At 76.5% G+C, this 18767-nt stretch carries 16 protein-coding genes; 5 read left to right on the forward strand and 11 right to left on the reverse strand.

The window, feature by feature from the left end; translation table 11 throughout:
- Nucleotides 1–13: 13 nt before the first annotated feature.
- The 3 genes from NRO40_RS11895 to NRO40_RS11905 all read right to left on the reverse strand — a co-directional run bounded on the left by NRO40_RS11895 (nucleotide 14) and on the right by NRO40_RS11905 (nucleotide 2159).
- The gene (locus tag NRO40_RS11895; protein ID WP_058944883.1) at nucleotides 14–997 is read right to left on the reverse strand and encodes a nucleoside triphosphate pyrophosphohydrolase; all 984 of its coding nucleotides are present in this window, start codon (nucleotides 995–997) and stop codon (nucleotides 14–16) included.
- Nucleotides 998–1006: 9 nt separating this feature from the next.
- Nucleotides 1007–1657 carry a SurA N-terminal domain-containing protein gene (locus NRO40_RS11900; protein ID WP_058944884.1) on the reverse strand — a complete coding sequence of 217 codons (651 nt, stop codon included), beginning with the start codon at nucleotides 1655–1657 and terminating at the stop codon, nucleotides 1007–1009.
- 82 nt (nucleotides 1658–1739) lie between these two features.
- Nucleotides 1740–2159 (reverse strand): GtrA family protein, encoded by a 420-nt coding sequence (locus NRO40_RS11905; RefSeq protein ID WP_058944885.1) that lies wholly within the window; start codon nucleotides 2157–2159, stop codon nucleotides 1740–1742.
- A 286-nt stretch (nucleotides 2160–2445) separates the two neighbouring features.
- On the opposite strand from NRO40_RS11905, the gene NRO40_RS11915 reads away from it, so the two are divergent.
- Complete coding sequence (locus NRO40_RS11915) at nucleotides 2446–2613, forward strand: hypothetical protein (RefSeq protein WP_257375404.1); 168 nt, start codon at nucleotides 2446–2448, stop codon at nucleotides 2611–2613.
- 174 nt (nucleotides 2614–2787) lie between these two features.
- Entirely contained in the window at nucleotides 2788–3606 is an 819-nt protein-coding gene (locus NRO40_RS11920; RefSeq protein WP_058944887.1) for a hypothetical protein, read from the forward strand.
- 348 nt (nucleotides 3607–3954) lie between these two features.
- Here NRO40_RS11920 and NRO40_RS11925 read toward each other — a convergent pair whose 3' ends face one another.
- The 3 genes from NRO40_RS11925 to NRO40_RS11935 all read right to left on the reverse strand — a co-directional run bounded on the left by NRO40_RS11925 (nucleotide 3955) and on the right by NRO40_RS11935 (nucleotide 8428).
- A complete protein-coding gene (locus NRO40_RS11925) occupies nucleotides 3955–5508 on the reverse strand; it encodes a serine/threonine-protein kinase (RefSeq protein ID WP_058944888.1) in 1554 nt (517 codons plus the stop codon).
- On the reverse strand, nucleotides 5505–6212 hold the full coding sequence (locus NRO40_RS11930; RefSeq protein WP_058944889.1) for a hypothetical protein: 708 nt from the start codon (nucleotides 6210–6212) through the stop codon (nucleotides 5505–5507). Before NRO40_RS11930 ends, NRO40_RS11925 begins: the two co-directional genes overlap by 4 nt.
- A 119-nt stretch (nucleotides 6213–6331) precedes the next feature.
- Nucleotides 6332–8428 carry an N-6 DNA methylase gene (locus NRO40_RS11935; RefSeq protein WP_058944890.1) on the reverse strand — a complete coding sequence of 699 codons (2097 nt, stop codon included), beginning with the start codon at nucleotides 8426–8428 and terminating at the stop codon, nucleotides 6332–6334.
- A gap of 251 nt (nucleotides 8429–8679) precedes the next feature.
- On the opposite strand from NRO40_RS11935, the gene NRO40_RS11940 reads away from it, so the two are divergent.
- Complete coding sequence (locus tag NRO40_RS11940; protein ID WP_058944891.1) at nucleotides 8680–9486, forward strand: DUF4190 domain-containing protein; 807 nt, start codon at nucleotides 8680–8682, stop codon at nucleotides 9484–9486.
- Nucleotides 9487–9806: 320 nt separating this feature from the next.
- Nucleotides 9807–10592 (forward strand): hypothetical protein, encoded by a 786-nt coding sequence (locus NRO40_RS11945; protein WP_058945145.1) that lies wholly within the window; start codon nucleotides 9807–9809, stop codon nucleotides 10590–10592.
- A gap of 22 nt (nucleotides 10593–10614) precedes the next feature.
- On the opposite strand, the gene NRO40_RS11950 is transcribed toward NRO40_RS11945, so the two are convergent.
- The 3 genes from NRO40_RS11950 to mfd form a co-directional block, all read right to left on the reverse strand.
- Nucleotides 10615–11364: a hypothetical protein gene (locus NRO40_RS11950; RefSeq protein WP_058945146.1), complete on the reverse strand. Its 750-nt coding sequence runs from the start codon at nucleotides 11362–11364 to the stop codon at nucleotides 10615–10617.
- A 132-nt stretch (nucleotides 11365–11496) separates the two neighbouring features.
- On the reverse strand, nucleotides 11497–12228 hold the full coding sequence (locus tag NRO40_RS11955) for an HNH endonuclease family protein (protein ID WP_079047516.1): 732 nt from the start codon (nucleotides 12226–12228) through the stop codon (nucleotides 11497–11499).
- A 245-nt stretch (nucleotides 12229–12473) separates the two neighbouring features.
- On the reverse strand, nucleotides 12474–16004 hold the full coding sequence (gene mfd / locus NRO40_RS11960) for a transcription-repair coupling factor (RefSeq protein ID WP_058945147.1): 3531 nt from the start codon (nucleotides 16002–16004) through the stop codon (nucleotides 12474–12476).
- Between the two features lie 471 nt (nucleotides 16005–16475).
- On the opposite strand from mfd, the gene NRO40_RS11965 reads away from it, so the two are divergent.
- On the forward strand, nucleotides 16476–18110 hold the full coding sequence (locus NRO40_RS11965) for an MFS transporter (protein ID WP_408056994.1): 1635 nt from the start codon (nucleotides 16476–16478) through the stop codon (nucleotides 18108–18110).
- Here NRO40_RS11965 and NRO40_RS11970 read toward each other — a convergent pair.
- Nucleotides 18088–18345, reverse strand: coding sequence for a hypothetical protein (locus tag NRO40_RS11970; protein ID WP_157901950.1), 258 nt, complete (start codon nucleotides 18343–18345; stop codon nucleotides 18088–18090). The genes NRO40_RS11965 and NRO40_RS11970 overlap by 23 nt on opposite strands.
- Nucleotides 18342–18704, reverse strand: a complete 363-nt coding sequence (locus tag NRO40_RS11975; protein WP_058945149.1) for a hypothetical protein — start codon at nucleotides 18702–18704, stop codon at nucleotides 18342–18344. Before NRO40_RS11975 ends, NRO40_RS11970 begins: the two co-directional genes overlap by 4 nt.
- Nucleotides 18705–18767 lie beyond the last annotated feature (63 nt).

Here is an 18767-nt window from a genome sequence, read left to right on the forward strand (position 1 = left end):
CCGGTGGGCCACGTTACCCAGCCGGCCGGGCCTCCGCCGCGCGGATGGCGTCCCGGTACGTACGGGCCGCGGCCCGCAGCGCGGCCTCCGGGTCGACGCCCTCCGCCTCGGCCCGCACCGCCATGGCGAGGAGTTCGTAGCCGATGCCGGGACCGGTCGGCGGCGGGACGTCCAGGCCGGCGGTGCGCACCCGGCCGGCCAGCTTCGACGCGAGGGCGAGGCCCGGCTGGCCGAGCGGTACCCCGTCGGTCACGGAGGTCCGCTGCTTCTCGACGGCCTTCGTGCGGAGCCAGTGCTCCTTGACCTCCTCCGGGGTGTCCGCGGTGGCGTCACCGAAGACGTGGGGGTGGCGGTGGACGAGCTTCTCCACGAGGGTGCCCGCCACGTCGTCGACGGAGAACGGCCCGTCCTCGTCCTCCTCCGCGATGCGCGCGTGGAAGACCACCTGGAGGAGGACGTCGCCCAGCTCCTCGCGCAGCTCCTCGCGGTCGCCGTCCTCGATCGCCTCGACCAGCTCGTACGCCTCCTCGATGGCGTACTTGGCGAGGCCGCGGTGGGTCTGCCGGGACGACCAGGGGCAGGCGCGGCGGATGCGGTCCATCACCTCGACCAGGTCGAGGAGGCGCGCGCCGGGCAGGTCGTACGAGCCGGGCAGCAGCTCCAGGTCCGGCATGGCGACGCGGCCGGAGCCGGCGAGGCGGGCCAGGCCGTCGGTCAGGGCCCGGTCGCCCTCGCCGGCGGCCAGGACGACCACCGTGCGGCCCCCGGCGCACGCCTCGACCAGCTCCTGCGCGGTCGGCGCGGCGACGGCGACCTCGACGCCCGCCTCGCGCAGGTACGGCAGCTGCGGGTGGCGGTCGTCGGGGCAGAGCACGCGGTCGGCGGAGCGCAGCGCCTGCCAGGCGGGCCAGGACAGCACGCCGGGGGCGACCCGGTGGCTGGTGGTGAGGAGGACGACGCGGCCGGTGGCGGGGGTGTCTGCGTGCTCAGCGTTCACCCCTCGAACCTACAGGCCCTGCGGAGCCGCCCCCGGGTCCCGGGTGACCTGGCGGAGCCAGGGGGCCTGGTAGCGGCCGAGCTGGATCTTCGCGTCGTCCCAAGTGCCGTAGCGGGGGTTCACGTCGATGTCGAGGGACTTCGACGCGGCCGTGAACAGGTCGGTGAGCTTCTTCTGGCCCTCCGGGGTGTTCGAGGCGCCGTGCCGGTCGGCGATCTTGTTCATGAGGACGTTGCGGCGGACGACGGCGTCGATCTCGTCGGGGGCGATGCCCTGCTGCTGGAGCAGCATCGCGGCGAGCTGCGCGTCCCCGCCGTACTGGCGGGCGGCGGCGCGCCGGGTCTCCTGGACCTCCTTGCGGCTGACCGTGATCCCGGCGTCGGCGGCGACCTCCTCCACGACCCGGTCGAAGATCATGCCGTTGAGCTTCTCGCGGCTGAGGTCGCCGGTGGCCCGGATCAGCTGGTCGGCCTGGGGGGACGCCTCCTGCGCCGTGCGGACCTCCCGCACCTGGGCCTGGAGGGCGGAGGTCTCGATCCGGTCCCCGCCGACCACGGCCGCCGCGCCGGGGTGGGCGTCACCGCCGCAGGCCGTCAGGAGGGGCGCCGCGACGACCAGGGCGGCGGACAAGGAGAGCGCGGTGCGACGGCGGCGGTGCAAAGGGGCCTCCCGGCGTGGGTCGTACATCAGTGTCAACGACCTTGCGGTGATCGATGGTATGCAGTGGCCGTGGCCCGGGCCACTACTTCGGAGCCACTTCTGCCAACGATTCACGGTCGCGCGGGGTCTCGGGCCGCAGCATGATCGTCCGGGAGAGGACGAACGTGACGGGGATGGCGGCCGCCGCGGCGAGCAGCGGCGCGTACCGGCTGGAGAGCCCGGCCACGTCCACCAGCAGATAGACGCCGACGGTCGTGATCACGAAGTTCGCCGCGTTGGTGAGCGGGAAGAGCAGGAACTTCCGCCAGGTGGGGCGGGTGCGGTAGGTGAAGTGGCTGTTCAGGAAGAACGAGCCGGTCATCGACAGCAGGAACGCCGCGACGTGCGCCCCGACGTAGGGCAGGCCGAGCGTCAGGAACAGCAGGTAGAAGCCGTAGTAGGTGGCGGTGTTCACCACGCCCACCAGGGCGAACCTGACGATCTGGCCGCTGACGCCGGTCATCTGCGGGTGGACTCCCCCGGGGACGGTCGGGTGCGCGGCGCCGTGCTGGTCGCCTGCACCGGGAAGTGCGGGCGCCGCTTCACCTCGTGGTGGATACGGCCCACATACTCCCCGATCGCGCCCGGCATGACCATCCGGACCCCGGCGAGTGCGGTGACCGCCACCACCAGGGTGACGTACCAGGGCGGGTCGACGCCGTTCGGCAGGGCGTCCCTGATGATCCACGCAGCGTGGGGCAGGCGCCCGGCTCGCGGCGGCCGTGGCCCGGCTGCGGGCGGGCGGCGCGGTGGACGTCCGCGTGGACGACGGCGGGGTGCGCGCCGTCCTGCCGCCCGGCACGCGCGGGGTGGCGGGGGTCGCCGCGCCCCGGTTCGCGGGGTGGCGGTGCGGGGGCCGGCCGGTGGGCGCGTACCTGGGGCCGGTCGCCGCGGAGGCGTCCGGCGGGCGACGGTGACGTGGGTCTTCCGGCCGCCGGGGCCGTGGGCCGGCGCGGCGGTCGCGGCGGTCGAGCTCCTCGGGCCGGTCGTGCGCCTCCGGCGTGCGGGTCACCGGCGCGCCACCGAGACTTCACCCTTGCACCACCGGGACGTGACCCGCGCGGGTGCCGCCGGGGCGTAGCTTGCCCCGCATGCCCCCTCTCCTGAACAACCCGCTGACGCGGCGCCTGTTGCGGCCCGCCGTCTCGCTGGTCGAGCAGCGCATGGACCGGGTCACGGCCGCGTTCCAGAAGGACCTCGACGCCCTCCACCACGAACTGGCCGACCTGCGCCGGCAGAGCTACGGGCTCGGACTGCTCCTCGACCACGCCGGGCGCGACGCGCACCGCATGCCGACCCCCACCCAGGTGGACCGGCTCGTCGGCGAGGTCCGGGACGTCACGGGACTGCCCGCCGAACGCGTCCGCGGCGACGTCACCGTCGCCTACCGGCACCTGGTGGCGCTGGAGGCGCTCGGCGCGGGTGGGGTCGGCGGGTCGGTCTCCGACGTGTGCGGTCGGCTCGCCGCGCTGCCGGTCCTCGCGCCGGCGCGGGGCGGGGAGCTGGAGGTGCTGGAGGTCGGCACGGTGCACGGGCTGTTCGCGGCGGCCCTGCGGCGGATGCTGCGGCGCGACGGCGTGGAGGCGCGGCTGACCGTCGTCGACCCGCTGGACTCCACCCCGACCCGCGAGGACGTGGTGCGCGGCAACCTGGCGCTGGGCGGCGGCCGTCCGGGCGACGACACCGGGACGCGGCTCGTCCGGGGCGCGCTCGGCGACCCGGCGGTGCGCGAGCGGGTCGCGGACCGGCGGTACGGGGTGGTCGTCGTCAACGACGGCGTCGACGCGGCCGCGGTGCGGGAGCTGGCGGGCCCGGGCGGCGTCGTCGTCCTCGCCGCCGACGTGCCGGGACCGGGCCTCGCGGCGCTGGGCCGCGTCGCGGAGTCGGCGTACTTCAGGTCGGCGGCCTGAGCGACGCGGCGCACGCCCGGTCGGCGGCCTGAGCGGCGGCGGCGCACTCGCGGTCGACGGCCCGGGTGACGCGGCGGCCCGGTCGGGGCCGACCCCTGGGCGGGGCTGTGGCCGGGGCAGCTGCCCCCGCCGGGTCGGTGGCCCGGCCGGGCGCTCGCCACGGCGGCGCGACGAACCGGGCGGCCGCCTGGGCGTCGCCGCTGCCCGGGCGGGAACGAACCCCGGGCGGGAACGAACCCCGGGCGGGAACGAACCCCGGACCGGGGCGGTCGCCTGGGCCGGGGCGGTCGCCCGGGCCGGGGCGGTCGCCTGGCCGCTGCCGCGCCCGGGCCCGGCGCGCGGGCGCGCTCAGGCGCCGCGCACCTGCTGCTGGTGCTGGAGCGCCCGGCGCAGCTCGGCGGCGAGCGGGTGGTAGGGGCCGTAGGTGCGCTCCGTGTCGTACAGCAGGTCCTGCAGGTGCCGGTGGGCGGCCGAGTGGTCGCCCGCGGTGAGCAGCAGGTGCCCGATGCGGTGGCGGATGTCGAAGGCGCGGCCCGCGTCCCCGCCGGGCTGCCGCCGGGCGTCCTCGTGGTGCGGCAGGATCGCCCGGTACTCGGCGAGGGCCGCCGTCGCCTCGCCGAGCTGCTCCAGGCAGAGCGCGGCGTCGTAGCGGTACTGCAGGGCCTGCGGGTCGGCCGGGCCCGCCTCGGCGGCCCGGTCGTCGGCGAGCCGGCGCAGCTCGGGCAGCGCCCGCCGGTACTGGCCGTCGTCCATGAGGGTGGAGGCGTACTGCCGGCGCAGGATGCGCACGACCGCCGAGTGCTCGCCGTGCTCGGCGGCGGCGGCCGGGAGGATCGCGCCGAGGACGTCCACGGCCTGGGTGATGCGGCCCTCGCCGAGCAGCCGCTTCACCTCGTCGACGGCGGCGGCCACGTCCGGGCGGCCGGCGGGCGCGCCGGCCGGGGCGTGGGCGGGCGGCGGCGGCACGTGCGGCGGGGCGGCGGGCGCGGCGGCCCGGCCGGGCCAGGGCGCGAACGGGCGGAGGAAGGGGCGCGTGGGGTCCATGGCGCCGACGGGGCCCGCACCGGGCGCGGGGAGCAGCGGGGTGAGCGCCTCGTACACCTCCTGCGCGCCGGACGGGCGGTGCGCGGGGTCCTTGGCGAGGAGGCGCAGCACCAGCGCCTCCAGCGGTTCGGGGACCTCGGGGCGCAGCCGCCGTACGGGCTGGGGCGGCTCGTAGAGGTGGCGGTGCAGGACGCCGAGGGCGGTCGACCCGGCGAACGGCACGGTCCCGCTGAGCAGTTCGTGGAGGAGGACGCCGAGGGCGTACAGGTCGGTGTACGGGCCGACGGCGCCGCCCATGGCCTGCTCGGGGGCCATGTAGGCGGGGCTGCCGATCGGCGAGCCGGTGTGCGTCAGGCGCGTGGTGTCGGTGTCGACGACGGACGCGACGCCCAGGTCGAGGACCGTGACGGTGCCGTCGGGCTTCACCATCACGTTCCGCGGCTTGAGGTCGCGGTGGACGATCGGCACGGCGTGGACGGCGGCGAGCACCGCGCACAGCTGCGCGGCGACGGCGACGGCCCAGGTCCACGGGTACGGCTCGTGCTCGGCGAGGTGGTCGGCGAGGTCGGCGCCCTCCACGTACTGCATGACGAGGTACAGGTCGTCGTCGTCGCTGCCGGCGTCGTGGACGGTGACCAGTCCGGGGTGGGCGACCTGCGCGGTGACCCGGCACTCGCGGACGAAGCGGCGGCGCATCTCGTCGGCCCCGGTGGCGGCGGCCATGTGGTCGGGCCTCAGCAGCTTGACGGCGACGCGGCGGTCGAGGCGCCGGTCGTACGCCGTCCACACCTGGCCCATGCCGCCCTGACCGATGAGCGTGGACAGTTCGTACCGGTCGGTGATGACCCGTCCGTTCACTTGCCGTCTTCCCTGCGGAGGAGGTCGCTCAGCTCGTCCAGCTCGGCGCGGACCTGCTGGATGCGCGGCGGTGCGGACTGCGGCTGGGGGTGCGGCGCGGTCTGCGGCTGGGGGTGGGCCTGCTGGTGGACCTGCGGCTGGGGATGCGCGGGGGCCTGCGGCTGCGGGTGCGGTGTGTGCTGCGCGGGGGCCTGCGGCTGCGGCCGGTGGTGCTGGGGCTGGTGCGCCGGCGGGGCGGTGAGGGGGCCGGGCGTCTGCGGTATCCCCCCGTACGGCCCCGGCTGCGGCAGGACCTGCGGCTGCGGGTGGCCGTACCCGTACCCGTGGCCGGTCCGCGGGTACGTCGTCCCGTACGGCGAGCGTCCCGCGCCGTGCGCGCGGCGCGGGTCGTGGTGCCGGATGTCGGCGTAGAGGAAGTACCCGGTGAAGAGGGCCGCGTTCAGCAGGAGTCCGCCCACCGAGAGGTTCGCCTGCAGGGTCTCGATGTCCTCGGGGACGAACACCAGGCAGGTGACCGAGGCGACGACGGAGACGCCGAACAGCCACCAGTCGCGCGTCCGGCGCGTGACCACGGCGAGCCGCAGGGTCGTCGCACCGGTGAGGAAGCCCAGGCTGAGCAGCGGCAGCACGGCGAACAGGACGCGCGGCACGACGACTCGGGCCGCCGTGGGCCGCTGCGGTGGCACGGGGCCGGGGCCGTACATGGCTGCTCCTGGGGGCCGGGCGGTCGTCGCGTCGGACGCGCGGACACGCGGGTTCGGGGACGAGCGTATACAGCGGCACCGGCGGCCACCCCGGGGTCGCGCGGATCGCCCGTCCGGTCTCACGCCTCGATCGTGCCGTCCGTCAGCCCGTCGTACAGGCCGCGCACCAGTCGCTCCCCCAGCCGGCCCACCTCGCGCAACGCGTCCTCGAACTCGGCGAGCGCGCGGAACCGCTCGCCGTGGCGGCGCTGTTCGGCGAGCGGGAGCCGGGGCAGCCGCAGCCGGCGCACGTCGAGCCGGGTCGCGGTGGACGCGTAGCTGCTGGCCCGGCGCTGGTTGGCGGAGCCGCGCAGGAACCCGGCGAGGAACCACGGGTCGAGGGCGGCCGGGTCGGGGCGCAGCAGGTGGAGGTTGCGGCCGAGGGCGGCGCCCTCGGCGGCCCCGTCGACGACGCGGGCGACGGAACCGCCGCCGAGGACGGGGACGACGACGTCGCCGGCGCGCAGCAGTACCGGCTCCTCGTCGGCGGGGCCCTCGGGGAGGGCGCCGGTGGGCTCCTGGCCGGTGAGGACGTCCTGTTCGGTGAGGACGCGGGGCCGGCCCGCCGGGCCGGGGCCCGGGGCGGGGGTGGTGGTGCCGGCGTGGAGGCGCAGGGCGCCGGCGCGGGCGAGTTCGCCGACGGTGACGCCCGGCGGGCGGGGCGGCGGGGCGGGGTGGCCGGGGGCGGGCGGGGCGGCAGGCTCGGCGGGCGGGTTGAGCCGCGCGGTGCGGCGCAGCTGGTCGGCGAGGCGGTCGCGCACGGTCGCCAGCTCCGCGGCGCCGCCGCCCGCGGCCGGGGGCGGCAGGTGGCGGGCGGGCGCGAGGTCCACGTCGTCGTCGAGGAGGTCGATGACGGGCAGGGACCGGCTCGCGCCGGGCCGCTCGACGGCGGTGCCGTGCCGGGCGAACGGCGTCCAGGCGTCGAGCACGGCGGTGTGGACGGCCTGCCAGTCGAGCCGGTCGCGGCCGGCCGCGCCGTGCTCGCTGGTGTCGACGAGCAGCAGCTCCGGTGCCGGGGCCCCGCCCGCGGCCGGGCCGCCGGGGCGGCGCAGCACCCACAGGTGGAGCGGCACGCCGTACGGGGGCGCGGCGCCGGCCGGGAGGGCGACGACCGCGCGGAGGGCGCCGCGGCGCAGCAGGTCGGCGCGGATGCGGCGGCCGGAGCGGCGGGACGCGGCGGCGGGCGGCATGAGGAGGACGGCCGTGCCGCCGGGGCGGAGCCGGGCGAGGGCGTGCTGCACCCAGGCGAGCTCGGACTCGGTGCGGGCGGGGAAGCCGTACTCCCAGCGCGGGTCGTAGGCGAGCTCGTCGTGGCCCCAGTTGCGCTCGTTGAAGGGCGGGTGGCAGACGACGGCGTCGGCGGCGAGGTGCGGGTGGGCGTCGGCGCGCAGGGCGTCGCCCGCGCGGGCGTGCACCCCGGCGCCGGTGTGCAGGGCCAGGCGCAGCGCGGTGAGCGCGGCCAGGTCCGGGTCGGCCTCCTGCGCGTACAGGGCGGCCGGCCCTTCGACGGCGCGCAGCAGGGCACCGGTGCCGGAGGCGGGGTCGAGGACGGTGGCGCCGCCGGAGCGGCCGGCTGGGGCGGCGAGGGCGGCCATGAGGGCGGCGGGGCCCGGCGGGGTGAGGGTGTACTGGCGGGGGTTGGCGTCCAGGTGGCGGCCGAGCAGGAACTCGAAGGCGCCGGGGGCCCCGCCGGGCTCGGCGGCGGCCAGCTCGGCGGCGGCGCGCAGCAGGGGCAGGGAGGGGCCGAGGCCGTCGGCGGTGGGGGTGGGAACGGCGCGCTCGGGGCCGAGGCGGGCCGTCAGGGCGCCGTCGAGGAGGGCGGGCAGCAGCGCGGCGAGGTGGTCGCCGGGCGCGGCGGCGGCCTCCCGCCAGGCGGCCGGGGCCTCGTGGACGAGCAGGAGGGCGCACCCGGCGTGGACGAGGGCGGTGGGGGCCCCCGCCGGGTGGCCGGCGACCTGCTGCCAGACGCGTTCCCGCAGGGGGACCTCGGCGAGCTTGCCCTGGTCGCGCAGCCACCGCTCGACATCGGCGAGGGCGAAGGACGGGCTGGTCTCCGTACCGCCGACCGGTTTGGGGAAGTCGGCGTGGCGGCGGCGCCAGTTGCTGACGGCGGCCCGGCCGACCCCGGCGAGCCTGGCGATGCCGGCGGCGGTGACCTCAGTTGCGTTGTCCGGCACGTGGCCGCTCCCTCCGTCCGCGGTGTGCACCGATCTTACGGGCCGCTTCGGTACACACTTTCCCACAGCGTGAGCCGACACGTAACGCGTGAACCGTGTTGACTCGGTTCACAAGCTTCTGCTGTGATGGCTCCGTCGCCACAACGGGGCTGCCACCGGGTCCCGACCGCCGGCACGTCGTCATGTCCCGTCTTCGTCGCGTCTCCTCGTCTCTCGTCTCCTCGTCTCCTCGTCTCGGAGGGCTCCCAGCCATGTCCCACTCCTCGCAGCAGCCCCAGTACGGCGCCCCCGCCCCGGCGCCGGCCTCCCCGGCACGCAACGGCCTCGGCACCGCGGCCCTGGTGCTCGGCATCATCGGCACCGTCTCCGGCTTCATCCCGCTCTTCTTCTGGCTCGCGGGCATCCTCGGCCTCATCGCCCTGGTCCTGGGGCTCTCCGGCCGGGGCCGCGCCAAGCGGGGCGAGGCCACCAACAAGGGCGTCACCACGGCGGGCGCGGTCCTGGGCCTCGTGGCGCTGGTCCTCTCCGCCGTCGGCGCGTTCCTCACCTTCAAGGCCGTGGACGAGGCCGTCACCAAGCTCGACAAGGAACTGTCCTCCACGGCTCCCAAGGAGACGGCCGGTGGCGGGGCGAAGGGCGGCGCCGCCGGCGCGTCCGCCACGCCGGTGCCGGAGGTGCTCGGCGCGGACGAGACCGTCGTCTACGACGACGAGCTCCAGATCACCGTCTCGGCGGCCGCCGTGTACTCGCCGACCGAGGCGGCGGACGGCCACACCGAGGGCAACACCGCGTACCGGGTCACCGTCGTCGTCGAGAACGCCGGCAAGGAGAAGTACGACGCCGACACCGCCTTCCTGGAGGCGCGCGCCGGCAAGGACGGCGTGACGGCCGGGCAGGTCCACGACGAGGGCCTCGACGGGATCAGCGGGACGGTCGCGCCCGGCAAGAAGGCCACCGGCACCTACGCCTTCGACGTGCCCGCCGGTGCGAAGTCGCTGACCGTCGAGGTCACGCCGGGCATGGACTACGAGGCCCACCAGTGGGAGCTCACGCTCTGACGGCCCGGCCCGGCCCGGCCCGCCCCGGCCCGGACACCCCGCCTGGCCTGGCCGACCGACCCGGGCCCGCACCACCCGCCCGCCCCCGCCCGCCCCGGCCCGGACACCCGCGCGGCCCGTACCGCCCCGCCCCGTACCGCCGTGCCGGCCCGGTCCCGGCCCCCGCCCCGCCTCCGGCGGCGGCGGGCGGCCGCACGTCCCCGGCCCCGGTCCCGACCGCACCGCAGCACCCGGCCCCGGCCCCGCCCCGGCGCCAGGCCCCGGTGCCGGCCCGGCCCGGTCGTACCGTCTCCCCCGCCCCCGCGCCTGGAGAACCGCCGATGCCCGCCCCCCGCCCGAAGGTCGCCCCCGCGGCCGCCCTGGCCCTCGGGCTCGCCGCCCTCGCCGCGCTCTCCCCCACCGGCTCCGGCCCCCTGGGCGGGAGCGCCGGGACGACCGTCCCGTTGGCTGGCCTCACCGGCCCCGAGGTGCTCCACCGGGCCCTCTCGGCGACGAAGGCGGCCCCGTCCCTCCGGCTGGACGTCACCAGGAGCCGCGACGGCGGGAGCTCCACCCGGGCGTTCCTCGCGGTCGGCGCCGACGGGCGGTGCGCGGGCACCCTGACCGTCGGCACCACCGGGACGATGGAGCTGATCCGCACGGGCGACGAGGCGTACGTGCGCTTCGACGAGGCGTACCTGCGCGTGGAACGCGCGGGCGGGGGGCGGGGCTCGCCGCAGCGGACCGAGCGGGTCCTCACGATGCTCGGGGGCCGCTGGCTGCGCACCGACCCCGCCGACCGGGGCCCGGCGGACGGCCCCGACCCGTGCGACCTGGACGCGCTCCTCGCCGGCGTGGAGGCGAGCGCCGGCTCCGCCCGCCGCGCCGGCCTGACCACCGTCGACGGCCGCAGGGCGCTGAAGCTGACCGCCTCGGCCGGCGGGGCCACCACCACCGCCTACGTCGCCGCCGAGGGCGAGCCGTACCTGCTGAGGACCGAGACCCGGGGCGGAGCCGCGCCGGGCACGGTCTCGACGGTCTCCTTCCGCGCCTCCGACGGCCCGGTCGCCGCGCGCCCGCCCGCCCCCGCCGACGTCGTCGACCTCGGTACGCCCGGCGGGTCCTGACCGGCCGTACGCCGGCCCGGCGTCACAGCCGGTGGCGCACCCAGACGTTCGGCTCGACGTACACGGCGTACCCCTGCGACGCCTCGCAGCGCACCGGGGCGAGCGCGCCCGCCACCTCCACGGGCCCGTCGGTGTCGAAGGGCAGCCCCGTCCACTCCCGCCACCGCTCCACGCTGTCCGTGATGGTCATGGACGCCGGGGCGACCGAGTCGACGACGCCGCCCGCGCGGACGTGGACCCGCAGCCACGGGTCGTGCGGCAGCCCGTCCCCCGGCCGGGTGCGGAAGGCGTACTCGGCCATCGGCGTGTGCGGCTCCAGGTGCTTGCCGTTCGGCCGTACCGGCGCCACCACCTCGGCGAACCCGGCCTCCCGCGCGGCGTCCCGCATCGCGCCCAGCATCACCGACGACAGGCCGTGCCCCAGCAGGTCCCGGGCGACGGAGATCTCGATGGCGCTGACCGTGTCCGGCGTCCGGCCGGCCCGCCGGTCCTGCATCGCCCACAGCAGCACCTGGTCCCAGCCCTTGGCGGGCAGCGCCCCGCCGCGCCCCTCGGCCCGCAGCGCGAACGGCACGCTGAACGCCCGCGCCACCACCCGCCCCGCCCCGTCGACCGCGACCCGCACGTACTCCGGGACCTCGTCGACCATCCAGTCGTAGGCGACGTCGGAGACCGGGTCGTGCAGCATGAACGGCTGCCACGTGTGCGGCATCCGCCACATGGCGTCCATCAGGTCGGGGCGTTCGGCGAGGCTGTGCGTCGTGACGTCCATCCGCGCAGGCTAGACATCCGTGCCCGCCGCGGACCAGCGCATTTCCGGCGTGCGGAGGGGGGCGCGGCTCAGGGGGACCCGGCCGAGGGCCCGCGGCTCAAGGACGCGAGGCTCAAGGACGCGAGGCCGGGCTCAGGGGAGCCGCTCGCCGGGGCAGCCGTTCAGGACGCGCTTCATCGCGTCCCGCTCGGCGGCGGTGACCCACACGCCGTACTTCTTCTTCACCGCGACCTGCCGCGCCACATACCGGCAGCGGTACTCGCGGGAGGGCGGGAGCCAGGTGGCGGTGTCGCCGTCGCCCTTGCGGCGGTTGGCGGAGGCGTCGACGGCGAGGAGGTTGAGCGGGTCGTTGGCGAAGCGCAACCGCTTCCCGGCGTCCCACTGCCGGGCGCCCTTCTGCCAGGCGTCGGAGAGGGCGACCACGTGGTCTATGTCGACCTTCCGGTCACCGCGGGCGAAGACGATCCGCCGGCCGGTGTACGGGTCCTGCGGGAGCACGCCGCGCGCGACCCTGCAGCGCTCCCCGTCCTGGTACCGGACGTCGGTGGCGTCCCGGGCCAGGATGTCCTCGCGGGTCCCGCAGCCGTTGCCGTCCGTGTCGGCCCAGGCCCGGCCGAACTCCTCGCGGGCGTACCCCGTCTTCGGGGCGCGGCCCTTCACGGTGAGCGTGTCGACGGCGGCCAGCGCCGGGCCGCCCGCCCCGCTCCCGCCACCCGGCGCCCCGCCACCGGCGTCCGGGGGCTGCGGGGTGCAGCCGACGGCCAGGGCGGCGGCCGCCAGGACGGCGGCGGGCAGCGTCCTGCGGCGGGCCCGGCGGACCGGGCGGGCGGGGGGCGCGGGCGGGGTCACCGTACGGGCGGGCATGGGCGCATCCTAGGGGCTGCCCGGTCGGTCACCGCGACCCGGTGCGGGGCCCCGGTGCCCGCCGGGCACCGGACCCCGCCGCTCCTCCGGGTGCCCGGCCCGCCCCTCCGCGGGGACCGCCGGGCCACCCCGTGTACCGGACCCCCACCCCCGTGTACCGGCCCCGGCACCGGCCCGGCTTGCCGACCGGGCGACGCCGGGGGGGGCGGCCCCGGCACCGGATCCGCCCGTCGGCCGGGCGACGCCTACGAGCCGAGGATCGTCGTCAGGAACTCGCCCGTCCACGCCAGCAGTTCGCGGCCCACCACCGGCTTGCCGCCGATCGTGCCCGAGGTCGGGCGGGGCACCAGGACCTGGCGGGCGGACGCCTTGATGACCGTACGCGGGTGGAGGCGCTTGAGCCGCAGCTCCTGCGACTCGCGCAACTCCACCGGCGCGAAGCGGACGTTGCCGCCCTGGAGGACGATCTCGCCGACCCCGCAGGCCCGCGCCAGCATCCGCAGCCCGGCCACCAGCAGCAGGTTCTCCACCGGCTCCGGCAGCTTGCCGTACCGGTCGGTGAGCTCCTCCCGGACCGCCTTGACGTCCTCCTCCGAGTTCGCGGAGGCGATGGCCCGGTACGCCTGGAGGCGCAGCCGCTCGCCGGGCGCGTAGTCGTGCGGGACGTGCGCGTCGACCGGCAGCTCGATCTTGACCTCCAGCGGCGGTTCCTCCTCCACGCCGCCCTCCAGCGAGGCGCGGTAGTCCGCGACCGCCTCGCCGACCATCCGCACGTACAGGTCGAAGCCGACGCCCGCGATGTGGCCGGACTGCTCGCCGCCCAGCAGGTTGCCCGCGCCGCGGATCTCCAGGTCCTTCATGGCGACGTACATGCCGGCACCCATCTCGGTGTGCTGGGCGATCGTCGCGAGCCGCTCGTGGGCGGTCTCCGTCAGGGGCTTCTCCGGCGGGTACAGGAAGTAGGCGTAGCCGCGCTCGCGGCCGCGGCCCACGCGGCCGCGCAGCTGGTGCAGCTGCGACAGGCCGAAGTTGTCGCCGCGCTCCACGATGAGGGTGTTGGCGTTGGAGATGTCGATGCCGGACTCGACGATCGTCGTGGAGACGAGCACGTCGAACTTCTTCTCCCAGAAGTCCACGACGACCTGTTCCAGCGCCTGTTCCGACATCTGGCCGTGGGCGGTGGCGATGCGCGCCTCGGGGACGATGTCGCGGAGCCGGGCCGCCGCCCGGTCGATCGACTCGACGCGGTTGTGGATGTAGAACACCTGCCCCTCGCGGAGCAGTTCGCGGCGGACGGCCGCGCCGATCTGCTTCTCCTCGTACGGGCCGACGAAGGTGAGGACCGGGTGCCGCTCCTCCGGCGGGGTGGTGATGGTCGACATCTCGCGGATGCCCGTGACGGCCATCTCCAGGGTGCGCGGGATGGGCGTCGCGGACATCGTCAGCACGTCCACGTTGGCGCGCAGCTTCTTCAGCTGCTCCTTGTGCTCGACGCCGAAGCGCTGCTCCTCGTCCACGATGACCAGGCCGAGGTCCTTGAACTTCGTCTCGGACGAGAACAGCCGGTGCGTGCCGATGACGATGTCGACGGAACCCTCCCGCAGCCCCTCCAGGGTGGCCTTCGCCTCCGCGTCCGACTGGAAGCGCGACAGGGCCCGCACGACGACGGGGAACTGCGCGTACCGCTCGGAGAAGGTGCCGAAGTGCTGCTGCACGAGGAGCGTCGTCGGGACGAGGACGGCGACCTGCTTGCCGTCCTGGACGGCCTTGAACGCGGCCCGGACGGCGATCTCCGTCTTGCCGTAGCCGACGTCGCCGCAGACCAGCCGGTCCATGGGGACCGTCTTCTCCATGTCCTCCTTCACCTCGGCGATGGTGGACAGCTGGTCGGGGGTCTCCACGTACGGGAAGGCGTCCTCCAGCTCGCGCTGCCAGGGCGTGTCCGGCCCGAAGGCGTGCCCGGGCGCGGCCATGCGCGCCGAGTACAGCTTGATCAGGTCGGCGGCGATCTCCTTGACCGCCTTCTTCGCCCGCGCCTTCGTCTTCGTCCAGTCCGCGCCGCCGAGCCGATGCAGCGTCGGGGCCTCGCCGCCGACGTACTTGGTGACCTGCTCCAGCTGGTCGGTGGGGATGTACAGCCGGTCGCCGGGCTGGCCGCGCTTGGCGGGGGCGTACTCGACGAGGAGGTACTCGCGGGTGGCGCCCTGCACGGTGCGCTGCACCATCTCGATGTACCGGCCCACGCCGTGCTGCTCGTGGACGATGTAGTCGCCCGCCTCCAGGGTGAGCGGGTCGATCGTCTTGCGGCGGCGGGTCGGCATCCGCTGGCCGTCCTTGCCGGCCGCCTTCTGGCCCGACAGGTCGGTCTCGGTGAGGACGGCGAGGCGCAGCGCCGGGTCGACGAAGCCGTGGTCGATCGAGCCGCACGCCACGTGCACGACGGCCGGCGAGATGTCGGTGAGGTCGCCGTCGAGGCGGGCGGCGATGCCCTCGCCGCCCAGCACCTCGACCGTGCGGGCGGCCGGTCCGTGCGCCTCGGTGACGTAGACGGCGCGCCAGCCGTCGGCGAGCCACCCCTTGGTGTCGGCGAGGGCCCGCGCGGTGTCGCCCCGGTACGACTCGGGGGCGTGCATGCCCAGCTTGATCGTGTCCGCGTCGAGCTCCTCGTCGGCGGCGAACGGCGACACCGACCACCACATGACGCCCAGGTCGCGGGCCCGGTCCCGGACGTCCGCGATGCCCCACAGGGAGGCCGCGTCGACGTCGATCGGGGCCTCGCCGCCGGTGGCCGTCGCGGCCCAGGAGGCGTGCAGGAACTCCTGCGAGGTCGCGACGAGGTCGGCCGCGCGGGTGCGCACCCGCTCCGGGTCGCACACGACGGCCATGGCGCCCTTCGGCAGGACGTCGAGCAGCAGCTCCATGTCGTCGACGAGGACCGGGGCGAGGGACTCCATGCCCTCGACGGCGATGCCCTCGGCGATCTTGCCGAGCAGCTCGCCCAGCTCCGGGTGCTCCTCGGCGAGGGCGGCGGCGCGGCGGCGCACCTCGTCGGTGAGGAGCAGCTCGCGGCAGGGCGGTGCCCACAGGCCGTGTTCGGCGACCTCCAGGGACCGCTGGTCGGCGACCTTGAAGTACCGGATCTCCTCGACGTCGTCGCCCCAGAACTCGACGCGCAGCGGATGCTCCTCGGTGGGCGGGAACACGTCGAGGATCCCGCCGCGCACGGCGAACTCGCCGCGCTTCTCGACCAGCTCCACGCGCGCGTAGGCGGCGGCCGCGAGGCCGGCGACCACCTCGTCCAGGTCCGCCTGCTGCCCGGTCCGCAGGGCGACGGGCTCCAGGTCGCCCAACCCCTTGACCTGCGGCTGGAGCACGGAACGCACGGGCGCGACGACCACCGAGACGGGGCCCACGGCCGGGTCGTCCGCGGACGGGTGGGTGAGGCGGCGCAGCACGGCGAGGCGGCGGCCGACGGTGTCGGAGCGGGGGGACAGCCGCTCGTGCGGGAGGGTCTCCCACGAGGGGTACTCCACGACGGTGTCCGGGTCCAGCAGCGAGCGCAGGGCCGCCGCGAGGTCCTCGGCCTCCCGGCCGGTCGCCGTCACCGCCAGCACCGGGCGGCCGGCGTCCCTGGCCAGCGCGGCCACCGCGAAGGGCCGCGCCGCCGGCGGGCCGACCAGGTCGACGTGGCCCCGGTGCCCGTCGGCCGCGGCCTTGACGGCCTCGGCGAGGGCGGGGTCCTTGACGACGGCGTCGAGCAGACCGTGCAGGCTCATGGGGCTTTCCGTCCCGTGTCTTCGTAGGGGGCTGGGCAGCACGAAGGACCCGACACGAACGACGGGCCGGGGTCTCTTCAGCCTACGCCCGCCCACTGACACCCGCGCCGGGAAACCGGCGCGGGGCCGCTGCGGACGGCGGGGACAGACGGCGACCGCTACGGACGCAGGGGCGGACGGCGACCGCTGCGGACGGCTCGGGTCAGTGCCGGTCCGCTCCGTGCCGGTCCGCGCGGACCGGCAACCGCTCCGTCCGGTACACGCCCCCGATCGGTACACGCCCCGATCGGACGTACGGCCGCCCGGGCGCGGACGGCTCCTCCGCGAGGTCCCCACCCCCGTGGGGGACCCCGGGGAGGAGCGGCCCTCCCCCTTGGGTACCAGGGGGCGCCCGGCCCTCCCAACCTGTTTTCCGGGGGCCGCACGGTGAGAGGGTGTCGGGTGAGACGGCCGCACGGGGAAGGGACGCAGGTGGCGGAAGGCGCGGACGGTACGGGCAAGGACGGCATAAGCACGGACGGCGAGGGACCGGCACCGGCCGCCACCCCGGCCACTGCGGCCACCCGGGCCGCCGGGGCGCCCCCACCCGGCGGGAAGGCCCTGCGCCGGGGCCCGGTGGTGGCGGCCATGATGATGTCGGTGGCGCTGGCCGCGCTGGACGGCACGGTGATCGCGACGGCGGTCCCGCAGATCGTGGCCGACCTGGGTGGCTTCTCCCTCTTCTCGTGGCTGTTCTCCGGCTACCTCCTCGCCGTCACCGTCACGATCCCGGTGTACGGGCGGCTGTCCGACACCTACGGCCGCAAGCCGGTGCTCATCACGGGCATCGTCCTGTTCCTGGTCGGCTCGCTGCTGTGCGCGTCGGCGTGGGACATGGCGTCGCTGATCGCGTTCCGCGTCGTGCAGGGCCTGGGCGGCGGCGCCCTGCAGGGCACGGTGCAGACCATCGCGGGGGACCTGTACCCGCTGAAGGACCGGCCGCGGATCCAGGCGCGGCTGTCGGGGGTGTGGGCGGCGTCGGCGGTGGCCGGACCGGCGGTGGGCGGGCTGCTCACCACGTACGCCGACTGGCGCTGGATCTTCCTGGTGAACCTGCCGGTGGGCGCCCTCGCCCTGTGGCTGACGGCCCGCTACCTGGTGGAGCCCGGCCGTACCAGTGCCGGTGCCAGTGCCGGTGCCGGTGCCGGTGCGTCGGGGCGGGCGCGGGTGGACTGGCCGGGCGCGCTGCTCGTCTTCGCGTCCGGGGCGGTCCTGCTGACCGCGCTGGTGCAGGGCGGAGTGGCGTGGCCGTGGCTGTCGGCGCCGTCGCTGGGACTGCTGGGCGCGGGCGCGGTGCTCGTCGCCGTGACGGTCGCGGTGGAGCGCCGGGCCGCGTCGCCGATCGTGCCGGGCTGGGTGTGGCGACGGCGCCCGATCGCGGCGGTCAACCTGGCGCTGGGCGCGCTCGGGCTGCTGATGGTGGCGCCGTCGGTGTTCCTCCCGACGTACGCGCAGGCCGTACTGGGCCTCGGGCCGGTGGCGGCCGGGTTCGTGCTGTCGGTGATGATCCTGAGCTGGCCGGTGAGCGCGTCGCTCTCGCACCACGTGTACCGGCGGGTCGGGTTCCGGCAGTCGGCCGTCCTCGGCATGACGCTGGCGATGCTGACGCTCCTCGCCTTCCCGCTGCTGCCGTACCCGGGTTCACCCTGGCAGCCGGCGCTACTGATGCTGCTGCTCGGCGCGGCGCTGGGCCTGTTCCAGCTCCCGCTGATCGTGGGCGTCCAGTCGACGGTCGGCTGGTCGGAGCGGGGCACGGCGACCGGGTCGGTGCTGTTCTGCCGCCAGATCGGTCAGAGCGTGGGCGCGGCGCTGTTCGGCGCCGTCGCCAACGCGGTCCTCATCTCCCGCCTCGGCACCTCGGGCGGGGACCTCGACTCGGCGGCACGCGCCCTGGACGACCCGGGCGCCCTCACCCCGGCCGCGTCGGAGACCCTGCGCCGCGCGGTGGACGCGGCGGTCGAGTACGTCTACCTGGGCGCGGCGGCGGCCGCGGCGCTGGCCGTCGCGGCCCTGCTCCTCCTGGCCCCGCGCCGCTTCCCGGTCCTCACGGACCCGGACGACGACTGACCGCGCCAGAGCCGGAGCCGGCGCCGGGCGGCGGCATCGGCACGAGGGTCCAGGCCCGGGCCCGCCACGAGGTGTCCGCGTAGGCGGCGGTCAGCGTGTACCAGCCGCCCCGGTCGGGCGGACCGACGACGAGGGCGACCTTCATCCGGGCGGTGTCGAACACCCTCGCCCCGTCCGGCAGCGGCGCCCCGCCGCCCGAGGAGGGCACCCCGCCGGCCGCCGGTCCGCCGCTCACCACCGGCCCCCCACACCGGCGGAGCCGGCGGCGTACCGGGCGAGCATGTGGGCGCCCTTGGCGAGCAGCCGCAGGTGCGCGGCCGGGTCGTGCACCGGGTCGGCGGCGACGGCCCGGGCGTGCGCCACGGTCGCGACGGCGACGTCCCGCGCCCGCCCGTCGACGAGGCTCCGGGCGTACGCGTCGGCCGTGTCGGCATACGCCCGGACGTACCCGCGCAGCCGCTCCCGCACCCCGTCGGCGACCACGCCGGTCGGCCGCACGGCGGCGAGCCGCAGGGCGAGTTCGACGTCCTCGGCGAGGCGACCGCCGTCGGGCGGTGGTGGTTCCGGGGTGTGCCGGGTCGGGGGCGTGGTCATCGTCGTTCACCTCGCGCGGAGTCATGGCGGAGCGGTACGTGCGGCACGGACACGAGCGGTACG

Origin of the sequence: Streptomyces changanensis, assembly GCF_024600715.1 — a bacterium.
GTDB classification, from domain to species: Bacteria; Actinomycetota; Actinomycetes; order Streptomycetales; family Streptomycetaceae; genus Streptomyces; species Streptomyces changanensis.

Excerpts from the sequence above, each read along its gene's own strand:
- NRO40_RS11905 (WP_058944885.1), bottom strand. The coding sequence starts at position 2,159 with ATGACCGGCGTCAGCGGCCAGATCGTCAGGTTCGCCCTGGTGGGCGTG.
- NRO40_RS11920 (WP_058944887.1), top strand. The coding sequence starts at position 2,788 with ATGCCCCCTCTCCTGAACAACCCGCTGACGCGGCGCCTGTTGCGGCCC.
- NRO40_RS11930 (WP_058944889.1), bottom strand. The coding sequence starts at position 6,212 with ATGTACGGCCCCGGCCCCGTGCCACCGCAGCGGCCCACGGCGGCCCGA.
- NRO40_RS11940 (WP_058944891.1), top strand. The coding sequence starts at position 8,680 with ATGTCCCACTCCTCGCAGCAGCCCCAGTACGGCGCCCCCGCCCCGGCG.
- NRO40_RS11945 (WP_058945145.1), top strand. The coding sequence starts at position 9,807 with ATGCCCGCCCCCCGCCCGAAGGTCGCCCCCGCGGCCGCCCTGGCCCTC.
- NRO40_RS11950 (WP_058945146.1), bottom strand. The coding sequence starts at position 11,364 with ATGGACGTCACGACGCACAGCCTCGCCGAACGCCCCGACCTGATGGAC.
- NRO40_RS11955 (WP_079047516.1), bottom strand. The coding sequence starts at position 12,228 with ATGCCCGCCCGTACGGTGACCCCGCCCGCGCCCCCCGCCCGCCCGGTC.
- mfd (WP_058945147.1), bottom strand. The coding sequence starts at position 16,004 with ATGAGCCTGCACGGTCTGCTCGACGCCGTCGTCAAGGACCCCGCCCTC.
- NRO40_RS11975 (WP_058945149.1), bottom strand. The coding sequence starts at position 18,704 with ATGACCACGCCCCCGACCCGGCACACCCCGGAACCACCACCGCCCGAC.